The 24,212-nt window shown below is 67.1% G+C and carries 19 protein-coding genes; 14 read left to right on the forward strand and 5 right to left on the reverse strand.

The window, feature by feature from the left end; genetic code table 11:
• Positions 1-46: 46 nt before the first annotated feature.
• Entirely contained in the window at positions 47-1,861 is a 1,815-nt protein-coding gene (locus ACMGFG_RS03535; protein ID WP_436928977.1) for an ABC transporter substrate-binding protein, read from the reverse strand.
• 323 nt (positions 1,862-2,184) lie between these two features.
• Between ACMGFG_RS03535 and ACMGFG_RS03540 the strand changes: the two genes are divergently transcribed.
• The 10 genes from ACMGFG_RS03540 to thsA all read left to right on the forward strand — a co-directional run bounded on the left by ACMGFG_RS03540 (position 2,185) and on the right by thsA (position 13,894).
• On the forward strand, positions 2,185-3,177 hold the full coding sequence (locus ACMGFG_RS03540; protein WP_436928978.1) for a DUF4129 domain-containing protein: 993 nt from the start codon (positions 2,185-2,187) through the stop codon (positions 3,175-3,177).
• Complete coding sequence (locus tag ACMGFG_RS03545) at positions 3,167-5,182, forward strand: DUF58 domain-containing protein (protein WP_436928979.1); 2,016 nt, start codon at positions 3,167-3,169, stop codon at positions 5,180-5,182. Before ACMGFG_RS03540 ends, ACMGFG_RS03545 begins: the two co-directional genes overlap by 11 nt.
• Positions 5,182-5,715, forward strand: coding sequence for a DUF7519 family protein (locus tag ACMGFG_RS03550; protein ID WP_436928980.1), 534 nt, complete (start codon positions 5,182-5,184; stop codon positions 5,713-5,715). The genes ACMGFG_RS03545 and ACMGFG_RS03550 overlap by 1 nt, the downstream gene beginning before the upstream one ends.
• A 206-nt stretch (positions 5,716-5,921) precedes the next feature.
• Positions 5,922-6,896, forward strand: coding sequence for an AAA family ATPase (locus ACMGFG_RS03555; RefSeq protein WP_436928981.1), 975 nt, complete (start codon positions 5,922-5,924; stop codon positions 6,894-6,896).
• Positions 6,897-6,918: 22 nt separating this feature from the next.
• Positions 6,919-7,641, forward strand: a complete 723-nt coding sequence (locus tag ACMGFG_RS03560) for a YIP1 family protein (protein ID WP_436928982.1) — start codon at positions 6,919-6,921, stop codon at positions 7,639-7,641.
• Positions 7,642-7,679: 38 nt separating this feature from the next.
• Positions 7,680-8,702: an ABC transporter permease gene (locus tag ACMGFG_RS03565; protein ID WP_436928983.1), complete on the forward strand. Its 1,023-nt coding sequence runs from the start codon at positions 7,680-7,682 to the stop codon at positions 8,700-8,702.
• Between the two features lie 2 nt (positions 8,703-8,704).
• Entirely contained in the window at positions 8,705-9,730 is a 1,026-nt protein-coding gene (locus tag ACMGFG_RS03570) for an ABC transporter permease (protein WP_436928984.1), read from the forward strand.
• A 42-nt stretch (positions 9,731-9,772) separates the two neighbouring features.
• Positions 9,773-10,918, forward strand: coding sequence for an ABC transporter ATP-binding protein (locus ACMGFG_RS03575; protein ID WP_436928985.1), 1,146 nt, complete (start codon positions 9,773-9,775; stop codon positions 10,916-10,918).
• Positions 10,915-12,093 (forward strand): oligopeptide/dipeptide ABC transporter ATP-binding protein, encoded by a 1,179-nt coding sequence (locus tag ACMGFG_RS03580; protein ID WP_436928986.1) that lies wholly within the window; start codon positions 10,915-10,917, stop codon positions 12,091-12,093. Before ACMGFG_RS03575 ends, ACMGFG_RS03580 begins: the two co-directional genes overlap by 4 nt.
• A gap of 115 nt (positions 12,094-12,208) precedes the next feature.
• Entirely contained in the window at positions 12,209-13,894 is a 1,686-nt protein-coding gene (gene thsA / locus ACMGFG_RS03585) for a thermosome subunit alpha (RefSeq protein ID WP_436929206.1), read from the forward strand.
• 441 nt (positions 13,895-14,335) lie between these two features.
• On the opposite strand, the gene ACMGFG_RS03590 is transcribed toward thsA, so the two are convergent.
• Together ACMGFG_RS03590 and ACMGFG_RS03595 are read right to left on the reverse strand one after the other, a co-directional pair.
• A complete protein-coding gene (locus tag ACMGFG_RS03590; RefSeq protein WP_436928987.1) occupies positions 14,336-15,097 on the reverse strand; it encodes an IclR family transcriptional regulator in 762 nt (253 codons plus the stop codon).
• A 335-nt stretch (positions 15,098-15,432) separates the two neighbouring features.
• Positions 15,433-16,671, reverse strand: coding sequence for a mandelate racemase/muconate lactonizing enzyme family protein (locus ACMGFG_RS03595; RefSeq protein WP_436928988.1), 1,239 nt, complete (start codon positions 16,669-16,671; stop codon positions 15,433-15,435).
• Between the two features lie 154 nt (positions 16,672-16,825).
• Between ACMGFG_RS03595 and xacF the strand changes: the two genes are divergently transcribed.
• Positions 16,826-18,277 (forward strand): 2,5-dioxovalerate dehydrogenase, encoded by a 1,452-nt coding sequence (gene xacF, locus ACMGFG_RS03600; protein WP_436928989.1) that lies wholly within the window; start codon positions 16,826-16,828, stop codon positions 18,275-18,277.
• An 805-nt stretch (positions 18,278-19,082) separates the two neighbouring features.
• Here the strand turns inward: xacF and ACMGFG_RS03605 are convergent.
• Positions 19,083-19,862: an IclR family transcriptional regulator gene (locus ACMGFG_RS03605; RefSeq protein ID WP_436928990.1), complete on the reverse strand. Its 780-nt coding sequence runs from the start codon at positions 19,860-19,862 to the stop codon at positions 19,083-19,085.
• A gap of 393 nt (positions 19,863-20,255) precedes the next feature.
• Here ACMGFG_RS03605 and ACMGFG_RS03610 point away from each other — a divergent pair, with 393 nt between their 5' ends.
• Genes ACMGFG_RS03610 through ACMGFG_RS03620 form a run of 3 tightly spaced genes read left to right on the forward strand, consistent with a single transcriptional unit; the run spans position 20,256 to position 23,252 of the window.
• On the forward strand, positions 20,256-21,392 hold the full coding sequence (locus ACMGFG_RS03610; protein WP_436928991.1) for a TRAP transporter substrate-binding protein: 1,137 nt from the start codon (positions 20,256-20,258) through the stop codon (positions 21,390-21,392).
• Between the two features lie 17 nt (positions 21,393-21,409).
• Positions 21,410-21,964 (forward strand): TRAP transporter small permease, encoded by a 555-nt coding sequence (locus ACMGFG_RS03615; RefSeq protein WP_436928992.1) that lies wholly within the window; start codon positions 21,410-21,412, stop codon positions 21,962-21,964.
• Positions 21,957-23,252: a TRAP transporter large permease gene (locus ACMGFG_RS03620; RefSeq protein WP_436928993.1), complete on the forward strand. Its 1,296-nt coding sequence runs from the start codon at positions 21,957-21,959 to the stop codon at positions 23,250-23,252. The genes ACMGFG_RS03615 and ACMGFG_RS03620 overlap by 8 nt, the downstream gene beginning before the upstream one ends.
• 114 nt (positions 23,253-23,366) lie before the next feature.
• On the opposite strand, the gene ACMGFG_RS03625 is transcribed toward ACMGFG_RS03620, so the two are convergent.
• Positions 23,367-23,768: a universal stress protein gene (locus ACMGFG_RS03625; RefSeq protein WP_436928994.1), complete on the reverse strand. Its 402-nt coding sequence runs from the start codon at positions 23,766-23,768 to the stop codon at positions 23,367-23,369.
• Between the last annotated feature and the right edge of the window lie 444 nt (positions 23,769-24,212).

A 24,212-nucleotide genomic window follows, 5' to 3' on the forward strand; every position in this document is an offset into this window, starting at 1 on the left:
GCTCCGTCCCGTCAGCACTCGCGGACCGCTCCCGCCCGTTGCGGCGTCAGTCCTCGGTGGCCGGCCGGATCGCACCGTGTTTCAGCATGTGGAACACCGGCTGGTCGCCGGGGCCGGCGGTCCCGTACTCGCGGTCGTCGTCGTAGGCGGGCCACTCGAAGTCGCGGGTGTTGCCCCAGAGGCCGTCGACGGTGTTGCCCAGGTAGATGTCCGGGAGTGCGTCGTTCCACCACGTCGCGAACGTCGCGATCGCATCGACGGTCGTCTCGCGGTCGTTCGGGGCCTCGATCGTCCGCCAGGCGTCGACGAGGTTGACCGTCCGGCGCTCGCCGTCGGGGGCGTCGACGGCGCCCGGCGTCCGCGGGACGGACGCCTCGACGGGTTTGCCCCGACTGCCCGCCTCGGCGTCGGGGTCGTCGACGCCGTAGCCGATCGCGGTCGCGCCGTCGCCGGTCACGTCGTAGACGCTGTAGGGGTCGCCGTCGAAGCTCCAGACGACGATGTCGTGGGTGTGGTTCGAGACGGCGCTGTAGACGTTGCTGTTGGTGAGCCGGTCGGTTTCCACGTCGAAGCCGAACCGCGAGAGGCTCGACGCGACGACCTCGGTCGCCGACACGTAGTCGGACCACACCGGCGTCGCGATCCGGATCGCGGGGCGCTCGCCGTCGGGCCCGCGCCAGTCGCCGTTCCGGTCGCGGCTGTAGCCGCCCGCGCGCATGTACTCGGCGGCGGTCGCCTCGTCGGCCTCGACGGGGTAGCGGTGGAGTCGCTCGCGGACCTCGTCGGGGAGCCACCGGCGCGCGGCGGGCGCGGAGAGCCCGGTCTGCAGTTCGATCGGGTCGCCCCAGTCGGCCACGTCGACGATCTGGTCGACGGGGACGACCGAGAGGACGGCCCGCCGGACGGACCGGCGTCCCAGGTGCGGGTCACGCCAGTCGAGCACGAGCTTCGTCCCGGAGTCGGTCGGGTACCGCGCGAGCTGTTCGAGGTTCGCCGGCGGGGAGCCCCGCTGGTCGGCGAGCAGCCCGTTGCCGCCGTCGAGCCACCCCTTGTCGATCAGGTTCTCGACGGACATCGACTGGACGACGGGGAACCACAGCCGCGGGACCGCGACCTCGTCGGCGCGGGGGTGGTCGTCGTAGCGCTCCAGCATCAGCCGGTTGATCGACACCTCGACCAGTTCGTAGGGGCCACAGCCCAGCCCCTCGTCGGCGACCGTCTCCAGTCCGGGGCTGTCCGTGCGGAGTTCCGCGACGACCTCCGCGCGGCGCTCGTCGGTCCCGGCCTCGCGGAGCCGGTCGAGCCACGGCTCGTAGCGGTCGGCCCGGGTCCGGACGGCGCCGCCGGTGGCCGCCGCGAGCGCGAGGGGGCGGTCCAGCGGCCGCTCGAAGCGGTAGCGGAGGGTCCGCTCGTCGCGGAGGTCGACGTCGTAGCCGCCGTCGCCGCCGACGAACGACCCGATGCGCTCCTCGACCCAGGCGTCGCGGGCGGTGACGGGGTCGCCCGACCACCAGGTGTAGCCGTCGGCGTACGTGACCGTCGCGGTGTCGCCGTCGATATCCACCGACTCGACCACGTCGCCGAGCCGGCGGTCGCCGCCGGGCGTGGTGTACGACTCCGCCTCGAAGAGGATCGAGTAGAAGGCCGCGGGGTCCGAGGTCGACCACGGGCCGACGTGGACGGTCTCGGGGACGTAGGGGAACTGGAAGCCGAACACCCGCGGCGAGTCGACGATCTCGTTCGGCTCGGTGCAGCCGGCCAGCGACCCGGCCGCCCCCGCGCCGAGCGCGGCGAGGTACGCCCGCCGGGTCAGCCCGCCGGCCGGCCCGTCGCCCGCCCGCCCTTCGGAACCAGGTTCCATCGCCGCGAGGTTATGGACGACCCGCCTTAAGACCTCCGGGGGCGAACCTCGGAGGGGCCGGCGCCTGCGGTGCCTCCGGGACGGTCGGGTCGTCTGTTGCGCCTCCGCGGCGATCGAACCATCTGCGCCACCTCCGGGGCGGTCGCCCGTGAGAGATCCCGCCCGGTCGGTTTCGATCCCACGGAGGCCCGGAAGCCCCGGGTGCGAAGGGTTCTCTCCCTCGCCGGCCAGGCGGTGGCAGGTTCGCTGTATCCAGCGGATCGCGACCCGCCGGCCTCCGGCAAGCGGAAAAGACATATAGGGTCGATCGTACAAGTCGTAGTATGGATGATTATGTGTCACAGGAAGCCCTGCGGTTCGTCGTGATCGGGCTCGTGGCGATGGCCGCCGTCGCCGTGGGCGCCGCGACGATCACGGCGACCGTCGACACCGGGGCGGCGACCGGTGCCGGGGAGGACCCGGCACAGGATCCGAACGAGCAAGGACGAAACCAGGGTGGTAGCAGCGGAGAGGGCCCGGGCGGGGGTGACGGGCTCAACCGCAGCGGGGGTGGTGCCGACGGTGACGTGGTCCAGTACACCACCTGTGTCGAGCCGCTGACGACCTGGTACGGCGGACTGGTGTACTTCGGCGCCGCCGCGATGCTCGTCTTCCTGATCAAGCGGCGCTACTCGTTCGGCGCCGCGTTCCTCGGGCTGTACGCGCTCGCGCCGCCCGTGCTCCTGGCGTACTTCCTCGGGACCGACTGCGCGACCGTCGGCGGCCCCGGCCTGGGTGACAGGACGGTCAACGCCGGCACCAACGCCTCCTCGTCGCCGGTCGCGTCGATGGACGTGCCGCCCGCGGCCGTCCTCGGCGTGTTCGGGGTCGTGCTCGTCGCGACGGCCGCGGTCCTGTTCCGCGCGTCGAGCGACCAGGGGATCACCACCATGGAGGAAGAGGCGGTCGACGAGGGCGAGGGTACCGACGTGATGGACCTCGCCCAGGCGGCCGGCCGCGCAGCGGACCGACTCGAAGAGCACAACGCCGACGTGGACAACGAGGTCTACCGCGCGTGGTGGGAGATGACCAGCATGCTCGACGTGCCCAACCCCGACAGCGCGACGCCCGGCGAGTTCGCCGAGGCCGCCGTCGACGTGGGGCTGGGCGAGGACGACGTCCAGGAACTGACGCGGCTGTTCGAGGAGGTCCGCTACGGCAAGCGCGACGCCGAGAGCCGCGAGGACCTGGCCATCGACGTGTTCCGCAACATCGAGCAGGAGTACGGCGGGACGACCGACTCGTCGGTCGGCGCGGAGGGTGACGATGGATATTGAGACGCTCCTCAACCGCGTCCTGATCGCCATCGGGGCGGTCCTGTTCGCGGCGGCCGCCGCGATGATCGCCGTCCCGAGCCTCGCGGGGGCGCTCCCCTCGGCGACGCAGGGAGTCTTCCTGGTCGGGATCATCGCCGTGGTGACCGGACTGGGCATCGTCCGCCGGCGCCTCCGCGGCGAGGTCGAGGAGACGGTCACGCCGAACCCCGAGCGGCCCGCCGGCAACCCGATGCCCGGCGAGGACGTCGACCGGATGCTCTACGAGATGACCCACCTGCGCCAGGGGGTCAGCGAGAACCGCGACCACCTCGAGGAGCGCCTGGAGAACCTCGCGGTCGCCGTGATCCGCAACCGCGAGGACTGCTCGGTCGAGGAGGCCCGCCGCATCCTCGAGGCCGGCGAGTGGACGGACAACGAGACGGCCGCCGAGTTCTTCCAGAGCGAGCGGACGGCCGCCGAGGAGGCCGGCCTGTCGGAGTCGCTGCTGTCGGGCACCGACGACGTGGCCGCCTTCGAGAACCGCTTCCGCGTCACCGTCGAGGAGCTCATCGAGGTCGGCGACGTGGACGTGAGCCACGACGTCGACGTCGAAGAGACCGACGACCGCTCGTTCTTCGACCGCCTGCTCGGGCGGTCGGGCGGTGAGGACGACGACGACGCAGTCGAGTCCAACTGGAACGAGTCGAACTCCTCGGTGCCGTCGTTCGACACGAGCGAGCCGTTCGACGACGTGAGCCTGCAGCACACGAACCGCTGGCTGGGCGTGACGGCGTTCGCGCTGGTCGCGGTCGGCGCCGGCGTCGTCACGTTCACCCCCGGGCTGATGCTCGCCGGGACGGTCGGCATCGCCTACACCATCTACGCGCGCGTCTCGGCCGTACCCCGGACGGAGGGGCTGGTCGTCGAGCGGGAGTTCGACGTCGACGACGCCGAGCCGGGCGACCTCGTCGAGGTGACGCTGACGGTGCGCAACGAGAGCGGGTCGATGCTGCCCGACCTGCGGATGGTCGACGTCGTCCCCGACTCGTTCGTCGTCACCGACGGCGTCCCGCGCCTGCACACGGCCCTGCAGTCGGGCGCGCAGGCCCAGCTGGAGTACACCGTCCGCGTCGAGCGCGGCGAGTACCAGTGGCCGCTGCTCGTGGTCGCGCGGGACTTCAGCGGCGGCGTCGAGCGCACGTCGCTGGTCACGCCCGACGCGGGGATGCGGGTCACCCCGCCGCTGCGGGTCACCAACGACGTGCCGGTGCGCGCCCAGACCACGCAGTACGCCGGCGACGTCGACACAAAGCAGGGCGGCGCCGGCCTGGAGTTCCACTCCGTCCGCGACTACCGCCCCGGCGACCCGATGAACCGCATCAACTGGAAGCAGGTCGCAAGCACGGGCGAGCTGGCGACGATCGACTTCCGCCAGGAGAAGGCCGCGACGGTCACCATCCTGTTCGACACCCGCCAGAGCGCGTACATCTCGGCGGGCCCCGACGAACCCCACGCGGTGGACCACTCGGTCCACGCGGCCAGCGACATGTTCGGCGCGCTGTACGACCAGGGGAACCTCGTGGGCATCGCCGCCTTCGACACGGTGCCGTGCTGGTACGCGCCCGGCGCCGGCAGCGAACACCTGGAGAACGCCCGCGTCCTGTTCGCCCAGCACCCGGCGCTGTCGCCCCGGCCGCCGGAGCGCCAGGACCACGAGAGCCAGTACATCGACCCGATGACCCACGTGCGCCGGCGGCTGCCGAGCACGTCGCAGGTGTTCCTGTTCTCGCCGCTTGCGGACGACTACGCGGCCGAGGTCGCACGGCGGCTCGACTCCGAGGGCCACCTGGTCACCGTCATCAGTCCCGACGTGACCGTCGACGAGACGGTCGGCCAGCGGCTCACGCGCATCGAACGGACCGCGCGGGTCCGGTACCTCCGCGAACGGGGGATCCGCGTCATGGACTGGGACCCCGACGAGCGGCTCTCGCTCGAGGTCGAGAAAGCACAGACGAGGTGGGCATAATGAGCTACGACACACAGGACGAGGAGTTCAGCGCGGTCGAGGTCACGCACTCGCCCGCACGGTTCAGTGGTATCATCGCGGTCGCCGCGGCGCTGCTGGCGGTCGTGACGACGGCGCTGGTCGCGCCGCTGTCGGCACCGGTCGGACTGTTCGGGCTCGCCGGCGTCGCCGCCGGCCTGTTCGTCTTCGAATCCGAGCGGCTGACGGCCGCCGGGACGGGGATCGTCTTCATCGGCGTCGTCGTCGCCGGCTTCTTCGGCGACGTGCCGGAGTTCCTGCTGTTCGCGGCGCTGGCGACGATCATCTCGTTCGACCTCGGGTCGAACGCCTTCAGCGTCGGTCGACAGATGAGCGACCAGACCGACACTCAGCGCGGCGAGGCCGTCCACGTCGCCGCGACCGTCTTCGTGGGCGTCGTGGCCGCCGGCCTCTCCTACGGCCTCTACATCGTGCCGTGGGGCTCGCTGACCGTGCCGGCGCTGACGCTGCTGCTGCTGTCGGCCCTGTTTTTCATCTGGTCGATCCGGCAGTAGCCGCCGGTCGCTTCCGTGTGGCGGCCCGGTTTTCCCGCCGCGCCCGACGCGGTGCTGACCCGTTCGACCACCGTTCTCGGATCCCGCTGTGGCCCGGCACGGACCCGTCGATATCCGCTCGCTGACTGGCGTGTCAGTCAGTATTCCATCACGGAAAACCGTCTTACACCGTCAGGGTTAAGAGGTATAGCACGGGCTATCTTACCATGGCACAGAGCGACCTTTCCATACAGGAGGCCAGTGACCAGTTGGACGCAGTGGTCGACGAGATCCAGTCGTCGGTCATCATCGAGGAGGAGTTCCTCGAGACGGTGCTCGTGGGACTGCTCTCGAAGGGCCACGTCCTGCTGGAGGACGTACCGGGGACGGGCAAGACGCTGACCGCGAACAGCTTCGCGACGGCGCTCGGGCTCTCCTTCTCCCGTATCCAGTTCACACCGGACCTGCTCCCCAACGACGTGACCGGGACCTACATCTACAACGAGCAGGAGGGCGAGTTCGAGTTCAACAAGGGTCCCATCTTCGCCAACATCGTCCTCGCGGACGAGATCAACCGCGCGCCGCCGAAGACCCAGGCGGCGCTGCTGGAGGCGATGGGCGAGGGCCAGGTCACCACGGAAGGTGACACCCGCCAGCTGCCCGAGCCGTTCTTCGTCATCGCGACGCAGAACCCCGTCGAGCAGGAGGGGACCTTCCCGCTGCCCGAGGCGCAGATCGACCGCTTCAACGTCAAGAGTTCCATCGGCTACCCCGACGTGGACGGGGAAGTCGAGCTGCTCCGGCGCCGGAACGACCGCACGTCGACGACCCCGTCGGTCGGCCAGGTGCTCGACCACCAGTCGGTCATGGACCTGCAGGCGGTCCCGGACACCGTGACGGTTACCGAGGACATGCTGGAGTACATCGCGGCCGTCTCGCGGGCCACCCGCGACGACCACCGCGTCGAGACGGGCATGAGCCCGCGCGGGACCCAGCGACTCTACGAGACCGCACGCGCCCAGGCCGTCATCGAGGGGCGCAACTACGTCACGCCCGACGACGTCAAGACGGTCTCCCAGCCGGTCATCGCCCACCGCCTGGGCCTGACCGCCGAGTCGCAGGTCAACGACGTGGACAAGTCGGAGATCGTCGACGACGTGCTCGAAGAGATCCCCGTCCCGACCATCGAGGCGCCGGCGTAACGACACAACAGGAGGACACATCATGGGTGTTTCAAACGCCGTTCGAAACCCGGGCTCGTACATCAGCAGGACGCTGGGTCTGTACAGGGCGCTGCTGACGGACCCGGAGCGATTCTACGACGAGTACATCGGGACCCGGCGGGTCAAATCGGAGTTCGCGCTGGTGCTGGTCACCGGTCTGGTCGGTCTCGTGGGCAACTACCTGATGCTCCAGGAGTTGATCTTCCAGTTCGAGGGGTTCCAGTCGGTCGTCATCAACCAGCAGGTCCGGTTCCAGCTCCAGCAACGGGTCATCGAACCGCTGCTGGGGGCGTTCCTGCTGTGGATCTGGTTCGGGATCGGCATGTACTACGTCGCCTGGCTGTACACGACGATCGGGACGACCTACGTGACGATGAAGCGGACGGCGTGGGCCCTGTTCCCGGTCCTGATCGGGAACATCATCCACACCGCGGCGATGGCCTACGCCTCGACGACACTGGAGGTCACCGAGGACGACATCACGATCACGACGAGCATCGCCGACGAGGTGTCGTCGTTCGTCTGGTCGCAGGCCAGCGGTGAGACGGTCGTACTCGCCGCGACCGCCGTCGGGATCGTCTTCGCGCTGTGGACCGGATACATCGGCGCCTACGCGATCAAGGACGTGCGCGACCTGACGACGAGCGAGGCGTACAAGGTCGCCGCCGTCCCGACGGGTGGGTACGTGCTGTACATCGCGTACAGCGTCGTCACCGCGCTCTGACGGAAGAATTAAGAAGTTGTGATACACCAACACACACTATGAACTATTACATACGGCGATTCGGGCAAGCGATCGTGACGTTCCTCGTGGGGATGTTCATCACGTTCGCGCTGTACCGACTCGTACCGGGTGGGCCGGTCCAGGCGATCATCGCCGACCGGGTCCAGCAGATGCAACAGCGCGGCCAGCCGGTCGACACGCAGGAGGTCGCCGACATGGCCGAACAACTGACGGGGATCAACCCCGACACGCCGATCCCGATCGCCTTCTACGAGTGGATCCGGGACATCATCCTCTACCAGGACTTCGGGGAGTCGATCCTGTTCCAGGACCCCGTCTTCGACATCCTGTTCCGCGGGATGCCGTGGTCGATCTTCCTGAGCGTCTACGGCCTCCTGCTGGGCTTTACCGCCACCATCGCGGTGGGCGTGTTCATGGCCTGGCACGAGGGGACCAAGATCGACTCCGGGCTGACGGTGTTCGTGCTCGTGATGCGGTCGATCCCCTACTACGTGGCCGCGATCGTGATGCTGTCGGTACTGGCGTTCCAGTGGGGCCTGTTCCCGACCGGCGGTCGCGCGCCGCCGGCGGCGACGCCCGGCTTCAACATCGAGTACATGGTGGGGATCGCCAGACACGCCGCGTTGCCCATCCTCTCGAACTTCATCGTCGGCTTCGCCGGCGGGGCCATCGGGATGCGGGCGCTGACCGTCCGCGTCATCGGCGGTGACTATCTCCGGTCGGCGCGGCTGCGCGGCCTCGGCACGAACCGCATCCTGACGCGGTACCTGACCCGCAACTCCATCCTCCCGATCTACACCGGGTTCATGCTCGGCATCGCGGGGATGTTCAGCTCGAACGTCATCACGGAACAGATCTTCCAGTACCACGGCGTCGGCTGGTTCATGCTCGAGGCGGCGGTCAACCAGGACTACCCGCTCGTGATGGCCGCGTTCGTGTTCTTCTCGGGCATCACCGTGACGGCGATCCTGATCGCCGACCTCACCTACGGGCTCATCGACCCGCGGGCCGGGACCGGCGCGTCGAGGGAGAGCTTCTAACGATGTCCGAGAAAAACCCACAGAGCGACGGAGGCGTCACGCAGGAAAGCATCTTCGGGAGCGACGAGGAGGTCGAACGGCGCCGGACGCCGCCGGCCGAGCGCGCCCGCCGCGCGTTCGACTTCTACATCGCGACGCCGTTCCGCGTCGCGTGGTCGGACTGGCGAACTCGCATCGGCGGCGTCGGCGTCCTGTTTTACCTGCTGATGGGCACTGTCGGCGTCTGGCTGGTGCCGCCGCCACAGATCAACGAGGGGCCGTACTACCTCCAGCCGTTCGTCGACTGGTCGATGCCGCTGGGCACCGACAACCTCGGGCGCGGCGTCTTCAAGACGCTCGTCCACTCGACGCCGGCGATGATGAAGATGGCGCTGGCCGGGATCGTCTTCTCGGTCGGCGTCGCGGTGCTCGTCGGGATGATCGCGGGCTACAAGGGCGGCGTCATCGACACGGTCCTGATGACGATCGCCGACGTGTTCATCACGCTGCCGGGCCTGCCGCTGATCATCGTCCTCGCGGCGATCTTCTCGCCGGAGGACCCCTTCATCGTCGGGACCATCATCGCCATCGACCAGTGGCCGGGACTGGCCAGGATGTTGCGCTCGCAGGTGCTGTCCTTGCGCGAGGAGGACTTCGTCGAGGCGGCCCGGTCGATCGGGCTCTCGACGCCGACGATCGTCGGCCAGGAGCTCGTCCCGAAGGTCGCGCCGTTCGTGCTCGTCTCCGCGGCGGGCGCCGCGGTCGCGGTCATCTTCCAGTCGGTCGCGCTGTACTTCATCGGCGTGCTCCCCTTTAGCTCGTTCAACTGGGGCGTGATGATGCAGCTGGCCTACGAGCAGGGCAACGCGATCTCGGCGCCGGGCCGCGCGGGCCACTGGATGCTGTTCCCGCTGCTGGCCATCTCGGGCGTGAGCTTCTCGCTGATCCTCTTCTCGCAGGGGCTCGACCGGGTGTTCAACCCGCGCCTGCTGGCGCGCCACTCCGAGACTGTCCCGGAGGACGAACAGGACGGGGCGGGTGACCTGTGATGCCCGCTCGCGAACCGACCCGACGACCGGAGGTGAACTGACATGGCAATCGGACAACCGGACCAATCGAGCGAGGAGGAGACGACGGAGACCGACGAACCCGACGAGGACATCGTCATGAGCGTCGAGGACGCCCGCGTGCAGTTCGGGATGTCCCGGGGGCAGGCCTGGGTGCTCAACGACGTGAGCCTGGACATCCGCCGCGAGGAGATCCTCGCCGTCGTCGGCGAGTCCGGCTCGGGCAAGTCGATGTTCGCCGCCGCGCTGATGGACGCCGTCGAGGACCCCGGCCACCTCTCGGGCGACGTGACCTACTACCCCCGTGAGGACGAGGGTACTGACACCCCGAGCGCCGACCAGATCGGCTCCTACGACGCCGTCGGCGACGACTCGATCGACGTGCTCGGGATGAGCGAGGGCGAGCTGAAGAACTTCCGCTGGGAGGAGGTCTCGATGGTCTTCCAGGGGGCGATGAACTCGTTCAATCCCACGATGAAGATCAAGGGCCACTTCCACGAGACCATCCAGGCCCACAACGCCGTCCTCGACGAGCGGATGGACCACGTCCGGGATCTGTTCGAGGCGCTGCACCTGGACCCCGACCGCGTGATGAACTCCTACCCCCACGAGCTGTCGGGCGGGATGAAACAGCGCGCGCTCATCGCGCTCGCGCTGGTGCTCGAACCGGAGGTGCTCGTGATGGACGAGCCGACCGCGGCGCTGGATCTTTTGATGCAGCGGTCGATCATCTCGATGCTCCGGGAGCTGCGCGACGAGTTCGAGCTGACCATCGTCTTCATCACGCACGACCTGCCGCTGGTCGCGGGCCTGTCGGACCGCATCGGCGTGATGTACTCCTTCGAGTTCATCGAGGTGGGCGACACGCGTTCGCTGCTGAAGGACGCGGCCCACCCCTACACCCGGGCGCTGTTGCGCTCGGTTCCGAGCATCGAGTCGGACATCGACGCGATGGAGCCCATCGAGGGCGCGCGCCCGGACCCGGTGAACATCCCGACGGGGTGTTCGTTCCACCCGCGGTGTCCGATCGCCGACGACCGCTGTGAGATCGAGGACCCCGACCTCGTGACGGTCGACGAGGACCACGAGGCGGCGTGTTTCTATTCGGACCAGGCCCGCAACGAGCTGTCCTACAACCTCGACCACGGGACCACGGAGGACGACAGATGAGCACAGACGAACCCACGGCCGACGACGTGACGGCCGACGACGCGGCCGTCGACGAGGAATCGAGCGACGAACCGATCCTGTCGGTCGAGGACGTGAACGTCCACTACACGCCCGGCGGGATCGTCAAGCGGGCGCTGACCGACAAGAAGGTCCGCGCGGTCGACGGCGTCAGTTTCGACCTCTACGACAACGACATCGTCGTGCTGGTCGGCGAGTCGGGCTGTGGCAAGACCACGCTCGGCAAGACCGCGATCGGCCTCGAACAGCCCACCAGCGGGACGGTCTCCTACCGCGGCCAGGACATCTGGGACGCCAAGTCCAACCCGCGTGACGCGGACATCGAGTTCACCGAGATCCGCCGCGCGATGCAGATCATCCACCAGGACCCCGCGAACGCCCTGAACTCCTCGCGGCGGGTCAAGGCGATCCTCTCGGACCCGCTCAAGAAGTACCGGACCGAGCTGGGGCCCAAGGAGCGGGAGGACACGATCTATCGCTTCCTGGAGTACGTGGACATGATGCCGCCGGAGGACTACGCCGAGCGCTACCCCCACCAGCTGTCCGGCGGGGAGAAACAGCGGGTCGCTCTGGGGCGGGCGCTGCTGATGAACCCGGACGTGATCCTCGCCGACGAGGCCATCTCGGCGCTGGACGTGAGCCTCCGTGTCGGGATGATGGACCTGATCCTCGACCTGCAGGACACCTTCGACACGTCCTATATCTTCATCAGTCACGACCTGGCGAACGCCCGCTACCTCGCCAAGCGCGCGGGCGGCCGCATCGCCATCATGTACCTCGGGGAGATCGTCGAGATCGGGCCGCCCGAGGAGATCCTCCAGAACCCAACGCACCCGTACACGAAGGTCCTGAAGTGGTCGACGCCGACCGTCGACCCGGACCTAGCGAAACAGCGCATCCAGGAGGACCCGCCGGTCCGCAAGGTCGACGTGCCGGACCCCGAGGACCCGCCCTCGGGCTGCAAGTTCCACACGCGCTGCCCGGAGGCCCGCGAGGTCTGCACGCAGGAGGAGCCCGAGCTGTTCGACACCGCCGGCGAGAGCGACGCCGCCTGCTTCCGGGCGCTGGAGACCCACGAGTACTGGAACAGCGCGGAACTGGTCGACGCCGACGAGGACGAGTACGACGCCCAGGAGTCGGCGAGCTTCGGCGACTGAGCCGGCCGCGGACGCGTTTCGTTCCGGTCGCGCCCTCCCATATAGCTTCTGCGCTCGCCCGGAAAGCAAATCTTATTTCCGCCAGACGCGGTTGTGAGCACACATGGCACAACAGATGGCCGACGGACCGATGGTGGTCCTCTCCGACGAGAGCCAGCGCACGTCGGGCGAGGACGCCCGGTCGATGAATCTCGAAGCGGGGCGCGCAGTCGCGGAGACGATCCGGACGACCCTCGGCCCGCGAGGGATGGACAAGATGCTCGTCGACCAGGGCGGCAACGTCGTCGTCACGAACGACGGCGTGACGCTGCTGGAGGAGATGGACGTCGACCATCCCGCCGCCGACATGGTCGTCGACGTGGCGACCACACAGGAGGAGGAGGTCGGCGACGGCACCACCTCCGCAGTCGTCCTCGCCGGCGCGCTCCTCTCGAACGCCGAGGAACTCCTCGAACAGGACATCCACCCCACCTCCATCGTCTCGGGCTACCGCCACGCCGCCGAGGCGGTCACCGAGGTGTTCGAGGACATCGCGACCGAGGTCGACCCCGACGACACCGAGGTGCTCGAACAGGTCGCCGGCACCGCGATGACCGGCAAGGGCGCCGAGACCGCCAAGGACCTCCTCTCGTCGATGGTCGTCTCCGCCGTCCGCGCGGCCGTCCGCGAGGACGGCACCGTCGACCAGAACGCCGTCGACGTGCGCCAGTTCTACGGCGCCTCCATCGAGGACTCCGAGTTCGTCGAGGGCGTCCTCTTCGACATCGAGCCGGTCCACCAGAACATGAGCAGTGAGCTCTCCGACGCCGATGTCCTCGTCTACGAGGGCGACATCGAGGTCTCCGAGACGGAGATCGGCGCCGAGGCGTCGGTCGGCGACATGGACGACCTCCAGGGGTTCGTCGAACTCGAACAGTCTGAGCTCGCCGACAAGGTCGACAAGATCGTCGAAGCGGGGGCCGACGTGGTGCTCGCCGACGGCGGCATCGACGAGTACGCCGCCGAGCTGCTCGTCGAGAACGGCATCACCGCCTTCCGCCGGGTCGACGACGACAAGCGCAAGCGCGTCGCGGCCGCCACCGGCGCCGAGCGCGTCGGCGACCTGGAGCTGCTGACGGCCGACCACCTCGGCCACGCCGGCCGCGTCTCCGAGCGGGTCATCCGCGACCGCACCGTCCGCCGACAGGCCGACCACGAGTCGACCATCGTCTTCAGTGACCTGCCGGACGCCGACGTGGGGACGATCCTCCTCCGCGGCGGTACCGAGCACGTCCTCGACGAGGTCGAGCGCGCCGTCGTCGACAGCGTCGGCGTCGTCTCGGCCGCCCTCGAAGACGGCTACGTTCTCCCGGGCGGCGGCGCCCCGGAGATCGAGGCGTCGCTCGCGCTCCGCGAGGAGGCCGACTCCGTCGAGGGCCGCGAGCAGCTCGCCGTCGAGGCGTTCGCCGAGGCCTTCGAGGACGGCCCGCGCACCCTCGCCGAGAACGCCGGTCACGACGCCATCGACGCGCTGGTCGACATGACCGCCCGCCACGACGCGGGCGACGTGAACGTCGGCATCGACGCCGACACCGGCGAACTCGTCGAGATGTTCGACGACGGCGTCGTCGAGCCGCTGCGCGTCAAGACGACGGCCGTCAACTCCGCCGTCGACGCCGCGACGATGATCCTCCGCATCGACGACGTGATCTCCGCCGGCGACCTCTCGGTCGGCGGCGAGGACGAGGACGAAGGCGGTCCGGGCGGCGCCCCCGGCGGCGGCATGGGCGGTATGGGCGGCGGCATGGGCGGCATGATGTAAAAACCGGCTTTTATCCCACTTTTCTGTCCACTTTCGCACCCACTTTTTCCGGCGGAGAGCTCCTCGCGGCCCGTAGGGCCGCTGCGGGGATCCTCCGCCGCAAAAACGTGGGGAAAAAGGCCGGACGACTCGCTCACTGCGTTCGCTCGCGTCCGGTGTCTCGCGGAGGGGCAACGACGCGAGGCTCGTCAGAGCTTGACTCTGACGGAGAACCGCGCGCCTGCGGCGCGGGACGTTCTCTCACTATTTCCCGTCGTTCGCTATATCACGAGCATTCTCGGAGCTTCGGCCCCAATCCGGCGTCGCGTGTTGCGGCTCCAGCATCCGGCGCCTTCGGCGCCGGTTCACCGAACTCGCGCGGAGCGCGAGTTCGGCCTTTTTCGCCCACGTTTTTGGCGGAGGGGTGGGCGCGGTTTGCCCACCCCTCCGCGAAAAAGGTGGTTAGGAGTAGTTGTGCTCCAGTTCCACGACGTTCGCGGCGCCGAGGACGGCCTGGCGGAGCTCCTCGTAGAAGCGCTCGTCGTCGACGCGGTGGACGGGGCAGGAGACGCTGACGGCGGCGATGGCGCGGTCGTCGTCGTCGGTGATGGGCGCGGCGACACACCGGAGGCCGTTGAGCCGTTCCTCCTCGTCGATGGCGTAGCCCTGCTCGCGGATCTCGGCGAGTTCCTCGAAGAAGGCGTCGGGGTCGGTGATGGTGTGTTCGGTCTCGGCGGGCATGCCGTGGTCGTCGACGATCGCCTCGACCTCCTCCTCGGGGCGGAAGCCGAGGATGGCCTTGCCGAGGCCGGTGCAGTGGAGGTTGACGCGTTTCCCCTCGTAGGTGTCGAGTTCGACGGCGTTGTCGCCCCGGGCCTGGTAGAGGTAGATGCCCTGGCCACCCTTCTCGACGAGGAGGTTGACGAGTTCGCCCGTCTCGTCGGCGAGCTTGTCGACCTCTGCGTGGGCGGCGTCGTAGATCTCGTTGCGCTTGCGCGCGTAGGCGCCCAGCCCGAGGAAGGCGAGGCCGATGTGGTACTCGTCGCCCTCCGTGACGACGTACTCGCGGTTGGCGAGCGTGTTGAGGTGGTTGTGGACCGCGCTCTTGCCCACGTCGACCCGCTTGGCGATCTCCGAGACGCCGGCCCCGTCGAGCTCCTGGATGATCTCGACGATCTGCAGCGTCCGGTCGACCGTCGTGACCGGGTGTTTCGGTTCGTCCATACCTCACGGTTCGCGTCCCCGTACTTACCTGTTCTGTTCGGCTGAACTCCGTTCTGTATTCCAAGAACCACGGTTCGGTCTCGGAAAACGTGCTCAGACCGCGATGTCGTCGTTCCAGAAGGAGAAACGCGTTCGGCGACGGGACTCCCGGGAAGTCCGAACAGCGGGCGAAACGAAGTGAGTCCGGGGCGTTCGACGGACGCCGAGCGTCGGTCGGCGAGTCCGGACCGGCTTACGGAGCCGGATCGAACACCGCCGGCGCAAGCTCCGGCGAGCTCGACCCCGCTACGCGGGGTCGAACACCGAAAATCGAAGATTTTCGGGCTTGACTTCGGCTACGCCTCGTCGAACAGCGTCTCGCCTTCGACCATGTTCTCCTCGATGGTGTCCAGATCGAGGGTCAGGCCGAGGCCGGGCTCCTCGGGGATCTCCATGTAGCCGTCCTCGATGAGGTCGTTCTCTTCGACCAGGTCCTCCCACCAGCCGAGCTCGTAGGAGTGGTACTCGACGGCGAGGGAGTTCGGGATGGCGGCCGCGAGCTGCGCGGAGGCCATCGTGCCGATGGGCGAGGAGACGTTGTGCATGGCGACGGGGATGTAGTACATGTCGGCCATGGCGGCGATCTTGCGGCCCTCGCGCATGCCGCCGACGCGCGGGATGTCGGGGGCGATGATGTCGATGGCCTCGTTCTCGATGAGGTCGCGGTTGCCGTGGGTGCGGTAGACGTTCTCGCCGGTCGCGGTCGGCGTGGCGGTCGACTGCGTGACCTCGCGCTGGGCGTCGTGGTTCTCCGGCGGGACGACGTCCTCGAGCCACCACACGTCGTACTCCTCGAGGCGCTTGGCCAGGCGCTTGGCGCTGCCGGTGGCGTACGACCAGTGGCAGTCGAAGGCCACGTCGGCGCGGTCGCCGACGGCCTCGGTGGTCGCTTCGACGATCTCGGCCTTGTGCTCGATCTCCGGGCCGCGGAGGTGGCGGTTGGCGCGGTCCCGTTCGTGGCCGGAGGGCACGTCGAGGTCGAACTTGATTGCGTCGTAGCCTAGCTCGGAGACGACGCGGTCGGCCTCCTCGGCGCAGGCCTGGGGGTCGGCCTCGTCCTCGGTGTGGAGGTCGCAGTAGATGCGGGCCTCGTCGCGGTACTTGCCGCCGAGCAGCTGGTAGGCCGGCAGGTCGGTGAGCTTGCCCGCCACGTCGTGGAGGGCGATCTCGATGCCGGAGATGGCCGAGATGACCTTCCCGGAGATCGATCCCTCGCCGGACATCTTCTGGATGAGGTGCTCGTAGAGTCGGTCGATGTCCAGCGGGTTCTCGCCGATGAGGAACGGCTTCATCCGCTCGATGATGGCGGTGTCGCCGCCGCCCCAGTAACACTCGCCGTTGCCGACCGGGCCCGCGTCGGTGTAGACGCGCACGAGGATCCACGGGTAGTTCCCGTCGACCATCGTCGTCTGTACGTCCGTGATCTCGGCGTCGCGTGTGCCGCCGCGCTCCTTGGAGACACCCATCGTCTCCGCCGAGAGGTCCCGCATCGTATATTCAGCGTTCGGATCGCTGATCTTGTCGAAGTCGACCATGACGAGTATAGGTCCATACGTAACTCGCTTAAAGTTTCCCACATCCGCTCGGAGCCGCGTCGGCCGGCCCGATCGGGTCCCGGCGATCGAGATACGGGCATGGCGTGTCCCGTATGGAAACTCGTAAGTGGCCGCCATCCGACCGTTTAGGTGCATGACAGAGACAACAAACCTGTACATCGACGGCGAGTGGGTCCCGGCCGAGAGCGGGGACACCTTCGCGGTCGACAACCCGGCCGACACGACGGAGACGGTCGCAGAGTACGCGAAGGGCGGTACCGAGGACGCCCAGAAGGCCATCGACGCCGCCAACGAGGCCCAGGGCGACTGGGAGGCGATGCCCGCCCCGGACCGCGGGACGATCCTCCGCGAGACCGCGAAGATTCTGGACGACCAGAAGGAGGACCTTGTCGAGCAGCTCACCCGCGAGGAGGGCAAAACCCTCTCCGAGGCCAGCCCCGAGGTCCAGCGAGCCATCGACATCTTCTACTACTACGCGGAGAAAGCCTTCGACAACGATGGCAGCCGGAAGGGCGCCAGCAGCGGCCGAACCTCGGTCTACACGAAGCGCGAGCCGCTCGGCGTCGCCGGCCTCGTCACGCCGTGGAACTACCCGATCGCCATCCCGGCCTGGAAGATCGCCCCGGCGCTGGCGACCGGCAACGCGGTCGTCCTCAAGCCGGCGTCGGCCGCGCCCGGCCCGGCCGGCAGCATCGTGCAGGCCCTCGAGGAGGCCGGTCTCCCGGACGGCGTCATCAACTTCGTCCCCGGCTCCGGCAGCGACGTGGGCGCCGAGCTGACCTCGAACGACGGCATCGACGCCGTCTCGTTCACCGGTAGCTCCGAGGTCGGCCACCACGTCTACGACGCGGCCACCGACAACATGGCCCGCGCGCAGGCCGAGATGGGCGGCAAGAACCCGGCCATCATCACCGACAGCGCGGACGTCGACGAGGCGGTCGACATCGTCGGCGCCGGCGCGTTCGGCGTGACCGGTCAGGCCTGTACCGCCTGTTCCCGCGCCATCGTCCACACGGACGTCTACGACGAGTTCGTCGAGGGCATCGTCGAGTACGCCGAGTCCATCGACATCGGCCCCGGCATCGAGGACCCCGGCATGGGTCCGCACGTCACCCAGAGCGAGCTGGAGTCGACGCTCGAGTACGTCGACGTGGCCGCCAACGAGGGCGCGACCCACGAGACCGGCGGCGAGCGCCTCGAAGGCGACGAGTACGACGACGGCTACTACGTGAGCCCCGCCGTCTTCACCGACGTCGAGCGCGATATGCGCATCTTCCAGGAGGAGGTCTTCGGCCCGGTCCTCGCCGTCACCGAGGTCGACGACTTCGACGACGCTATCGAGGCCGCCAACGACAGCCAGTACGGTCTCTCCTCGTCGGTCGTCACCGACGACCTGAACGAGGCCCACGAGTTCGTCGAGCGCACCGAAGCCGGTGTCGCGAAGGTCAACGAGAAGACGACCGGCCTCGAACTCCACGTGCCCTTCGGCGGCAAGAAGGACTCCTCGACCAACACCTACCGCGAGCAGGGCGACGCCGGTCTCGACTTCTTCACCGAGATCAAGACGGTCTACCTCAACACGTAGACCGCTCCCACTCCTCTGTCGTTGGACCGCGTCCCGGCCGCGCCGGGTATTTTCGACTCAATTTTCTCCAAAACAGACGTTCAGGAAGAACGAACATACGTGTTATTCAACCGGGGGCGGATCCGATACGAGGCCCGGAAATTCCGGATCAGCGAAATGCACTCGACAGCCCGTTCATTATGAAATAACATTTGTTCAGATAGTATCAACTTGGATCCCAAACCTCGATCAGTCTAATATCCCCTAAACCGGAATTTTGACTGGTCTTAGGCCAAAATACTCGATCGAAACGTATAAAACTAGCATTCAGTAATTACGAACCCCTGGAGTGGTTGTTCGGAAACGGCTTCCCCGGGACTGGGCCCTGACATCATTACTACTGTAATCATGTTGCGGCGACCGCTCGTCGATGGGTGGAGCCAACTGTCTGCGGAGCGGATCTGAAATTACACTCATACCAATGTAATTGGATGCTGTCGACCAACAGTGCCCGTCGCAGCATCGAAGCGAAGGGCCGGCTGCCGTCAGGGCTGACGATCACGCACCCACTGGTCGATTCCTGAGAGGCGACCTCTCAATTTGCGGGGCTGATACGTCTAACTATCTTGAACGAGAGGGACGATGACCGGCCGGGGAGTGTCTAACACGTTCGGGAAGGTGTACTCACTACCCGTCCGGGGGTGAAGTTGCGCGGTGAGAGACGGCGACGAGAGCGGTAACCCGCAGTGTACGATGGGGGATCTCGGGAAGGGGAAGCGGCGATCGGTCGACCGAGTTCGCAAGCTGTACAATATGATTGGACGTGTCAGTAGTACTCGTATTCGAGCTCGATGGCCTCGACCGTGCTCTGGACGTCGCGGACGAGTTCCATCATCGGTTCGCCCGTCCCGATGCGGCTCTTGGGTCCGGAGATGGAGACGGCCGCCGAGACTGGGGGGTCGTCGATCCCGTGGACGGGGACCCCGATGGCCTTGATGCTCTGGTGGTGTTCCTCGTCCTCGATGGAGTATCCCTGGTCGCGAATGCGCTCGACCTCGCTCATCAGTTCCTCCCGGTCGGTGATGGTCTGCTCGGTCGCCGCCGGGAGCCCCTCCCGGTCGACGATTTCGTGGATCCGTTCGTCGGAGAACTGTGCGAGAAGCGCCTTTCCGAGCGCGGTGAGGTGCATTTTCCTGAACTGCCCCGTCGGCGCGTTGTCGAACAGCCCCTCCGGCGGTTTCGAGGAGTAGAGCAACACGCGCTTGCCGTCTTCTTCGACGCCGATGTTGGCGACCTCTCCGGTCTTGTCCGAGAGGTTGTCAACTTTGCTCCGGGAGGCACGGAAGATGTCGATACCGTGTCGCAGTTCGCCACCCAGTTCCAGGAACCGAAGGCCGAGCCGGTACTTTCCGTCACGTTTCGCCAGGAGTCCGTTGTCGTGCAGCGTCGCGAGGTAGACGTGCACGGTGCTTTTCGGGAGATCGAGCGTCCGCGCGAGTTCTGTGACCCCGGTCCATCCGGAACCGCGCAATGCTTCGAATATCTCCGCGGCCGTGTCGACCGCGTGGATCCGGTTTTCTTCCGCGCCGGTGGGCTCGGTCGCCATATCGGAAACACTCACGGAGCGATGAATAGACTTTCGCTGGTTCCCAGCACGGCTCACCGGCCGGATCCTCCCTCCCCAGATCGGCAGGTTCCGGCAGCCGGACCCATCTAGACCGGTGCCGACCTCGTCGATGCACCGTTATCGTGAAGAGTTCGCCCGCGGAGACTGGTCGTCCGCAGTGGTCGACCGCGCTCCATGGTGGAGCGGGGCGGCACGCTACCTGTCTAACACTGTTGAACGGAAGGCGATCATCGTTCGTGATGATTTCCGTCACGCAGTCGATACGAGCCGGTCCACACCGACCCGGTGTGGCGACGAGTTACTCTGAGCGACCGTTCATGATATCTATGGAACCATAATTATTTATGCCTGTAGGTTCGGGTGGGTGAATGTATGACGCGGAATGGTGAATCTGCGAGTGACAGTTACAGCATCGAAACCAGCCGTTCGACGACGCGACGGTCCGTCATCTCGGCGCTCGGAGCTGCGGGGATCACCGGCTTATCAGGGTGTCTCGGCGGCGACGGCGGCGGTGGCGACAACACCGACGACAGCGGCGGCGACAGCGGCGGTGGCACTACGGGGACGGTCACCGGCGAAACGGACGCGGCGAGCGTCGGAGACAATTTCAACATCACAATCGGGAGTACGTACGAACCGGGTCACATTCTGGTTCGCTGCGCCGAACGGTTCAAAGAGCGGATCGAGGACGAGTCGGGCGGCCGGATCACCGTCGAAGTCATCCCCGGCGGCGCGCTGGGGTCGGAGGAGGCGGTCATCCAGGCGGTCCAGAGCGGGTCGATCGAGGCCCAGATCGGCGGGGGCGTCCCAGTCTCCATGTACGCGCCCGATTACTACTTCGTCGACACGCCGTTCATCATGGAGGACTGGGAGCACTTCCAGAGCGTCTGGGAGAGCGACGCGTTCCAGCCGGCGCTGGACGCCATCCGCGAGGAGGGCAACCAGCGCAACCTCGGGATCATCTACCGCGGGATCCGCCACTACACGGCCAACAAACCGGTCAGGACGCCCGAGGACGTTCAGGGGATGAAGCTCCGGTTGCCCCAGCTCGACGACTGGGTCGCGATCTGGGAGGAGATCGGTGTCAACCCCACCCCGGTCGCCCTCGACGAGCTGTACTCGGCCCTCCAGCAGGGCGTCGCCGACGCCTCGGAGGGGCCGGCCCAGCAGGTCAGTAGCTTCAGCCTCTACGAGGTCCAGAGCCACTACAGCCTCACGTCCCACATGGTCCAGACCGGCGGGTTCTACATGAACGACAGCTTCATGTCCGAACTCGACGAGACCGACCGGGAGCTGATCGAGACGATCGGCGACGAGGCGACCACCTGGGCCAGCGAGACGGCCATCTCCGAGGAGGAGGCGCTTATCGAGGAACTCGGCGAACAGGGGATGACGATCGTCCGGGACACGGACGCGGCGGCGTTCCGAGAAGCCGGTATGCCGGCGGTGCGAGACCTCTTCGAGAACCAGTACGCTGCCTCGTGGGAAGACATCCAGGATGCCGCGTAAACCGAGCGAGAGAAACGATGGACGACACACCTGAACCGGAGAGCGCCGACGACCCAAGCGAGTCGATGACGTTCGTCTCTGAGCGTCCCTCGTCGCGGCTCGCCAGGTACACCGACCGGATCGGGGTCGGGCTGTTCGTGCTCCTGTTGGGTCTGGCGCTGGCACAGGTGATCATCAGGTTCGTCACGGCCCCGTACCTCGGCTGGAACGTGGCCTGGACCGGCGAGGCCGCGCAATTCGTGCTCGTCTACATGACGATGGTCGGGTCGATCATCGCGGCTCGCGACGACGACCACATCCGCGTGGAGCTGCTGCTCAACCAGTTCGCCGGGCGGGCCGAGACGGTTATCAGAGTCCTGATCGGTGTGCTCTCGGTCGGGTTCCTGCTGTTCGCGACCAACGGAGCGTACCTCACGATGCTAGACAACGTCGGCGTCACCCCGGGGGCCGTCCCGGTGATCACGCTCGAGGTCGTGTACGCCGCGCTCGTCGTCGGGTTCGCCGTGATGACACTGTACGAACTGCGGCGACTAGTGGGACAGTTCGGCATCGGAGGTGGATCCGATGGTTGACGCGGTGCTCATCGCGGCGTTCGTGCTCGCGCTGTTCGCGTACTTCCTGCTGGGAGTCCCCGTCGCGTACGCCATCGGACTGGCGTCGCTGACGATCATGCTCCTCCCGATCGGGATGGACATCAACTACACGATCGCCGGCTCGCGGATCTTCCAGGGGATGAACAGCTTCGTGCTGCTGGCGATCCCCTTCTTCATGCTCGCGGGACGACTGATGAACGAGGGCGGGGCGACGGAACCGCTGTTCGACTTCGCGCGGGCGCTGGTCGGTGACGTGCGGGCCGCGACCGGCCACGTCAACATCGTCGCGAGCATGATCTTCTCCGGGATGACCGGCGTCGCCGTCGCCGACGCTGCGGGCCTCGGGACCATCGAGTACAAAGCGATGAAATCCGAGGGGTACGACGACGGTTTCAGCGTCGCGATCACCGGCTCGTCGTCGATCATCGGCCCGATCATCCCCCCGAGTCTCCCGCTGATCCTCTACGGGATCCTTGCCGGGGTCTCGATCGGCCAGCTGTTCATCGCGGGCATCGTTCCCGGGATCATCATCGGGATCAGCCTGATGCTCATCGTCACGGTGATGGCCCACCGTCGAAGCTACCCCGGTGGACAGCCGCGGAGCCTCTCGCGTATCGCCGCGACGTTCCGCGAGTCGTTCCCCGCACTGCTGACGCCCGTGATCATCATCGGCGGGATCATGGTCGGCGTGTTCACCCCGACGGAGTCCGCCGTCGTTGCGTCGGTCTACGCGCTGGCGATCGGCCTCTTCTGGTACGAGGGGCTGACGCTCGAACGAACCTACTACATCTTCAGGTCCACGTTCGTCGACACGGCGGCGCTGATCCTCATCGTCGGGATCGCCAACTTCTACGGCTACCTGCTCGTTATCGCGGGGATCCCGCAGGCACTGGTGACGACGGTCCTCGGGATCAGCACCGACCCGCTCGTGGTGACGCTACTGCTGGTAGGCCTGCTGCTCGTCATCGGGACCATGCTCGAGACGATCGCCGCGCTGACCGTGTTCGTGCCGGTCCTGATGCCCGTCATCGAGGCCGTCCAGATCGACCCCGTCTACTTCGGGATCGTTATGGTCCTGACCCTGATGATCGGACTGCTCACGCCCCCCTTCGGGGTTATCCTGTTCGTGCTCGAACGGATCACGGACGTGAGCGTCGAGCGGATCGTCAGGGCGATGGGGCCGTTCTACGTCCCGCTGTTCCTGAGTCTGCTCGTCATCGTCCTGTTCCCGAAAGCGGTGATGTGGCTCCCGAGGCTGTTCGTCTGACCGTTCCGGGGTCCCACCGCCCACCACACCTGTACTCCGACAGTATCCTCGAGCGCCCGTAGAATCTCCGAAGCCGTCTACGGTCGCCGCCGACCCTACGGTCGCCGGCGACCGTCAGACGACCAGAACCGGCACGTCCGCATCGAGCAGAACCGACTGGGTTTTGCTGCCGAAGATAGCCTTCCCGGCGGGCGACCGATTGCGCGACGCCACGACGACGAGGTCCGTCTCGGACCCCGTCGCGTGCTCGACGACTTCCGTCGCCGGGTCGCCCTCCCTGAAGACCGTCTCGACCTCGTATCCGTCGAGCGTTTCCGCGACGGTCGCCTCGGTCTCCGGCGGGTCCTCGAAGCGACTCATCGGGACCGTCCCGCCCACGTCCGTCTCCAGCTCGTCGAACACGTACAGCACGGTGATCCGGACGTCGTCCGGCGAGACCGGCAGGTCCCGGATCGCCTCGGCCTGGCGCTGCGCTCGCTGCTCTTCCTGGTCGATCGACAGGAGTACCTCGTACATCCCGTCTGTACCACTCGAGCGAACCCAGATAATTTCTGCGGCCGTTCGCGTGGCGGTGGGGCGGCCGCCGGGCCGGATCACGGTCCCACCGAGCGCGACGTGACTCCCGGACTGCCGCGTTGGACTGTCAGTCGGCGTTCCGCACTCGACCGTGGACCGTTTTCACCGCACCGGAAAATTTTATGTGTGTCGATAACACACGTTAGCCTGTCCCAACCTGCATTGGGACGGCCGAGTACAGTACGAGAACCAACCGCCACCGAACCCCTGCGGATCCACTGTCAGCAGTCGACAACCGCCTGTCGACCGGGTTGCGACACCCCAGACATGCCGCCCGGCGGCCCGATCCGGCGGGTGCTTCCGCGCCGTCCGGACTGTACCGGGCCCCGTCGGAGTCGTCGCGGGTCGAACGGCCCGTACCAGCCCCGTCGACCCGCCCGCTTC

Source organism: Halosimplex halobium, from assembly GCF_051414055.1.
GTDB classification, from domain to species: domain Archaea; phylum Halobacteriota; class Halobacteria; order Halobacteriales; family Haloarculaceae; genus Halosimplex; species Halosimplex halobium.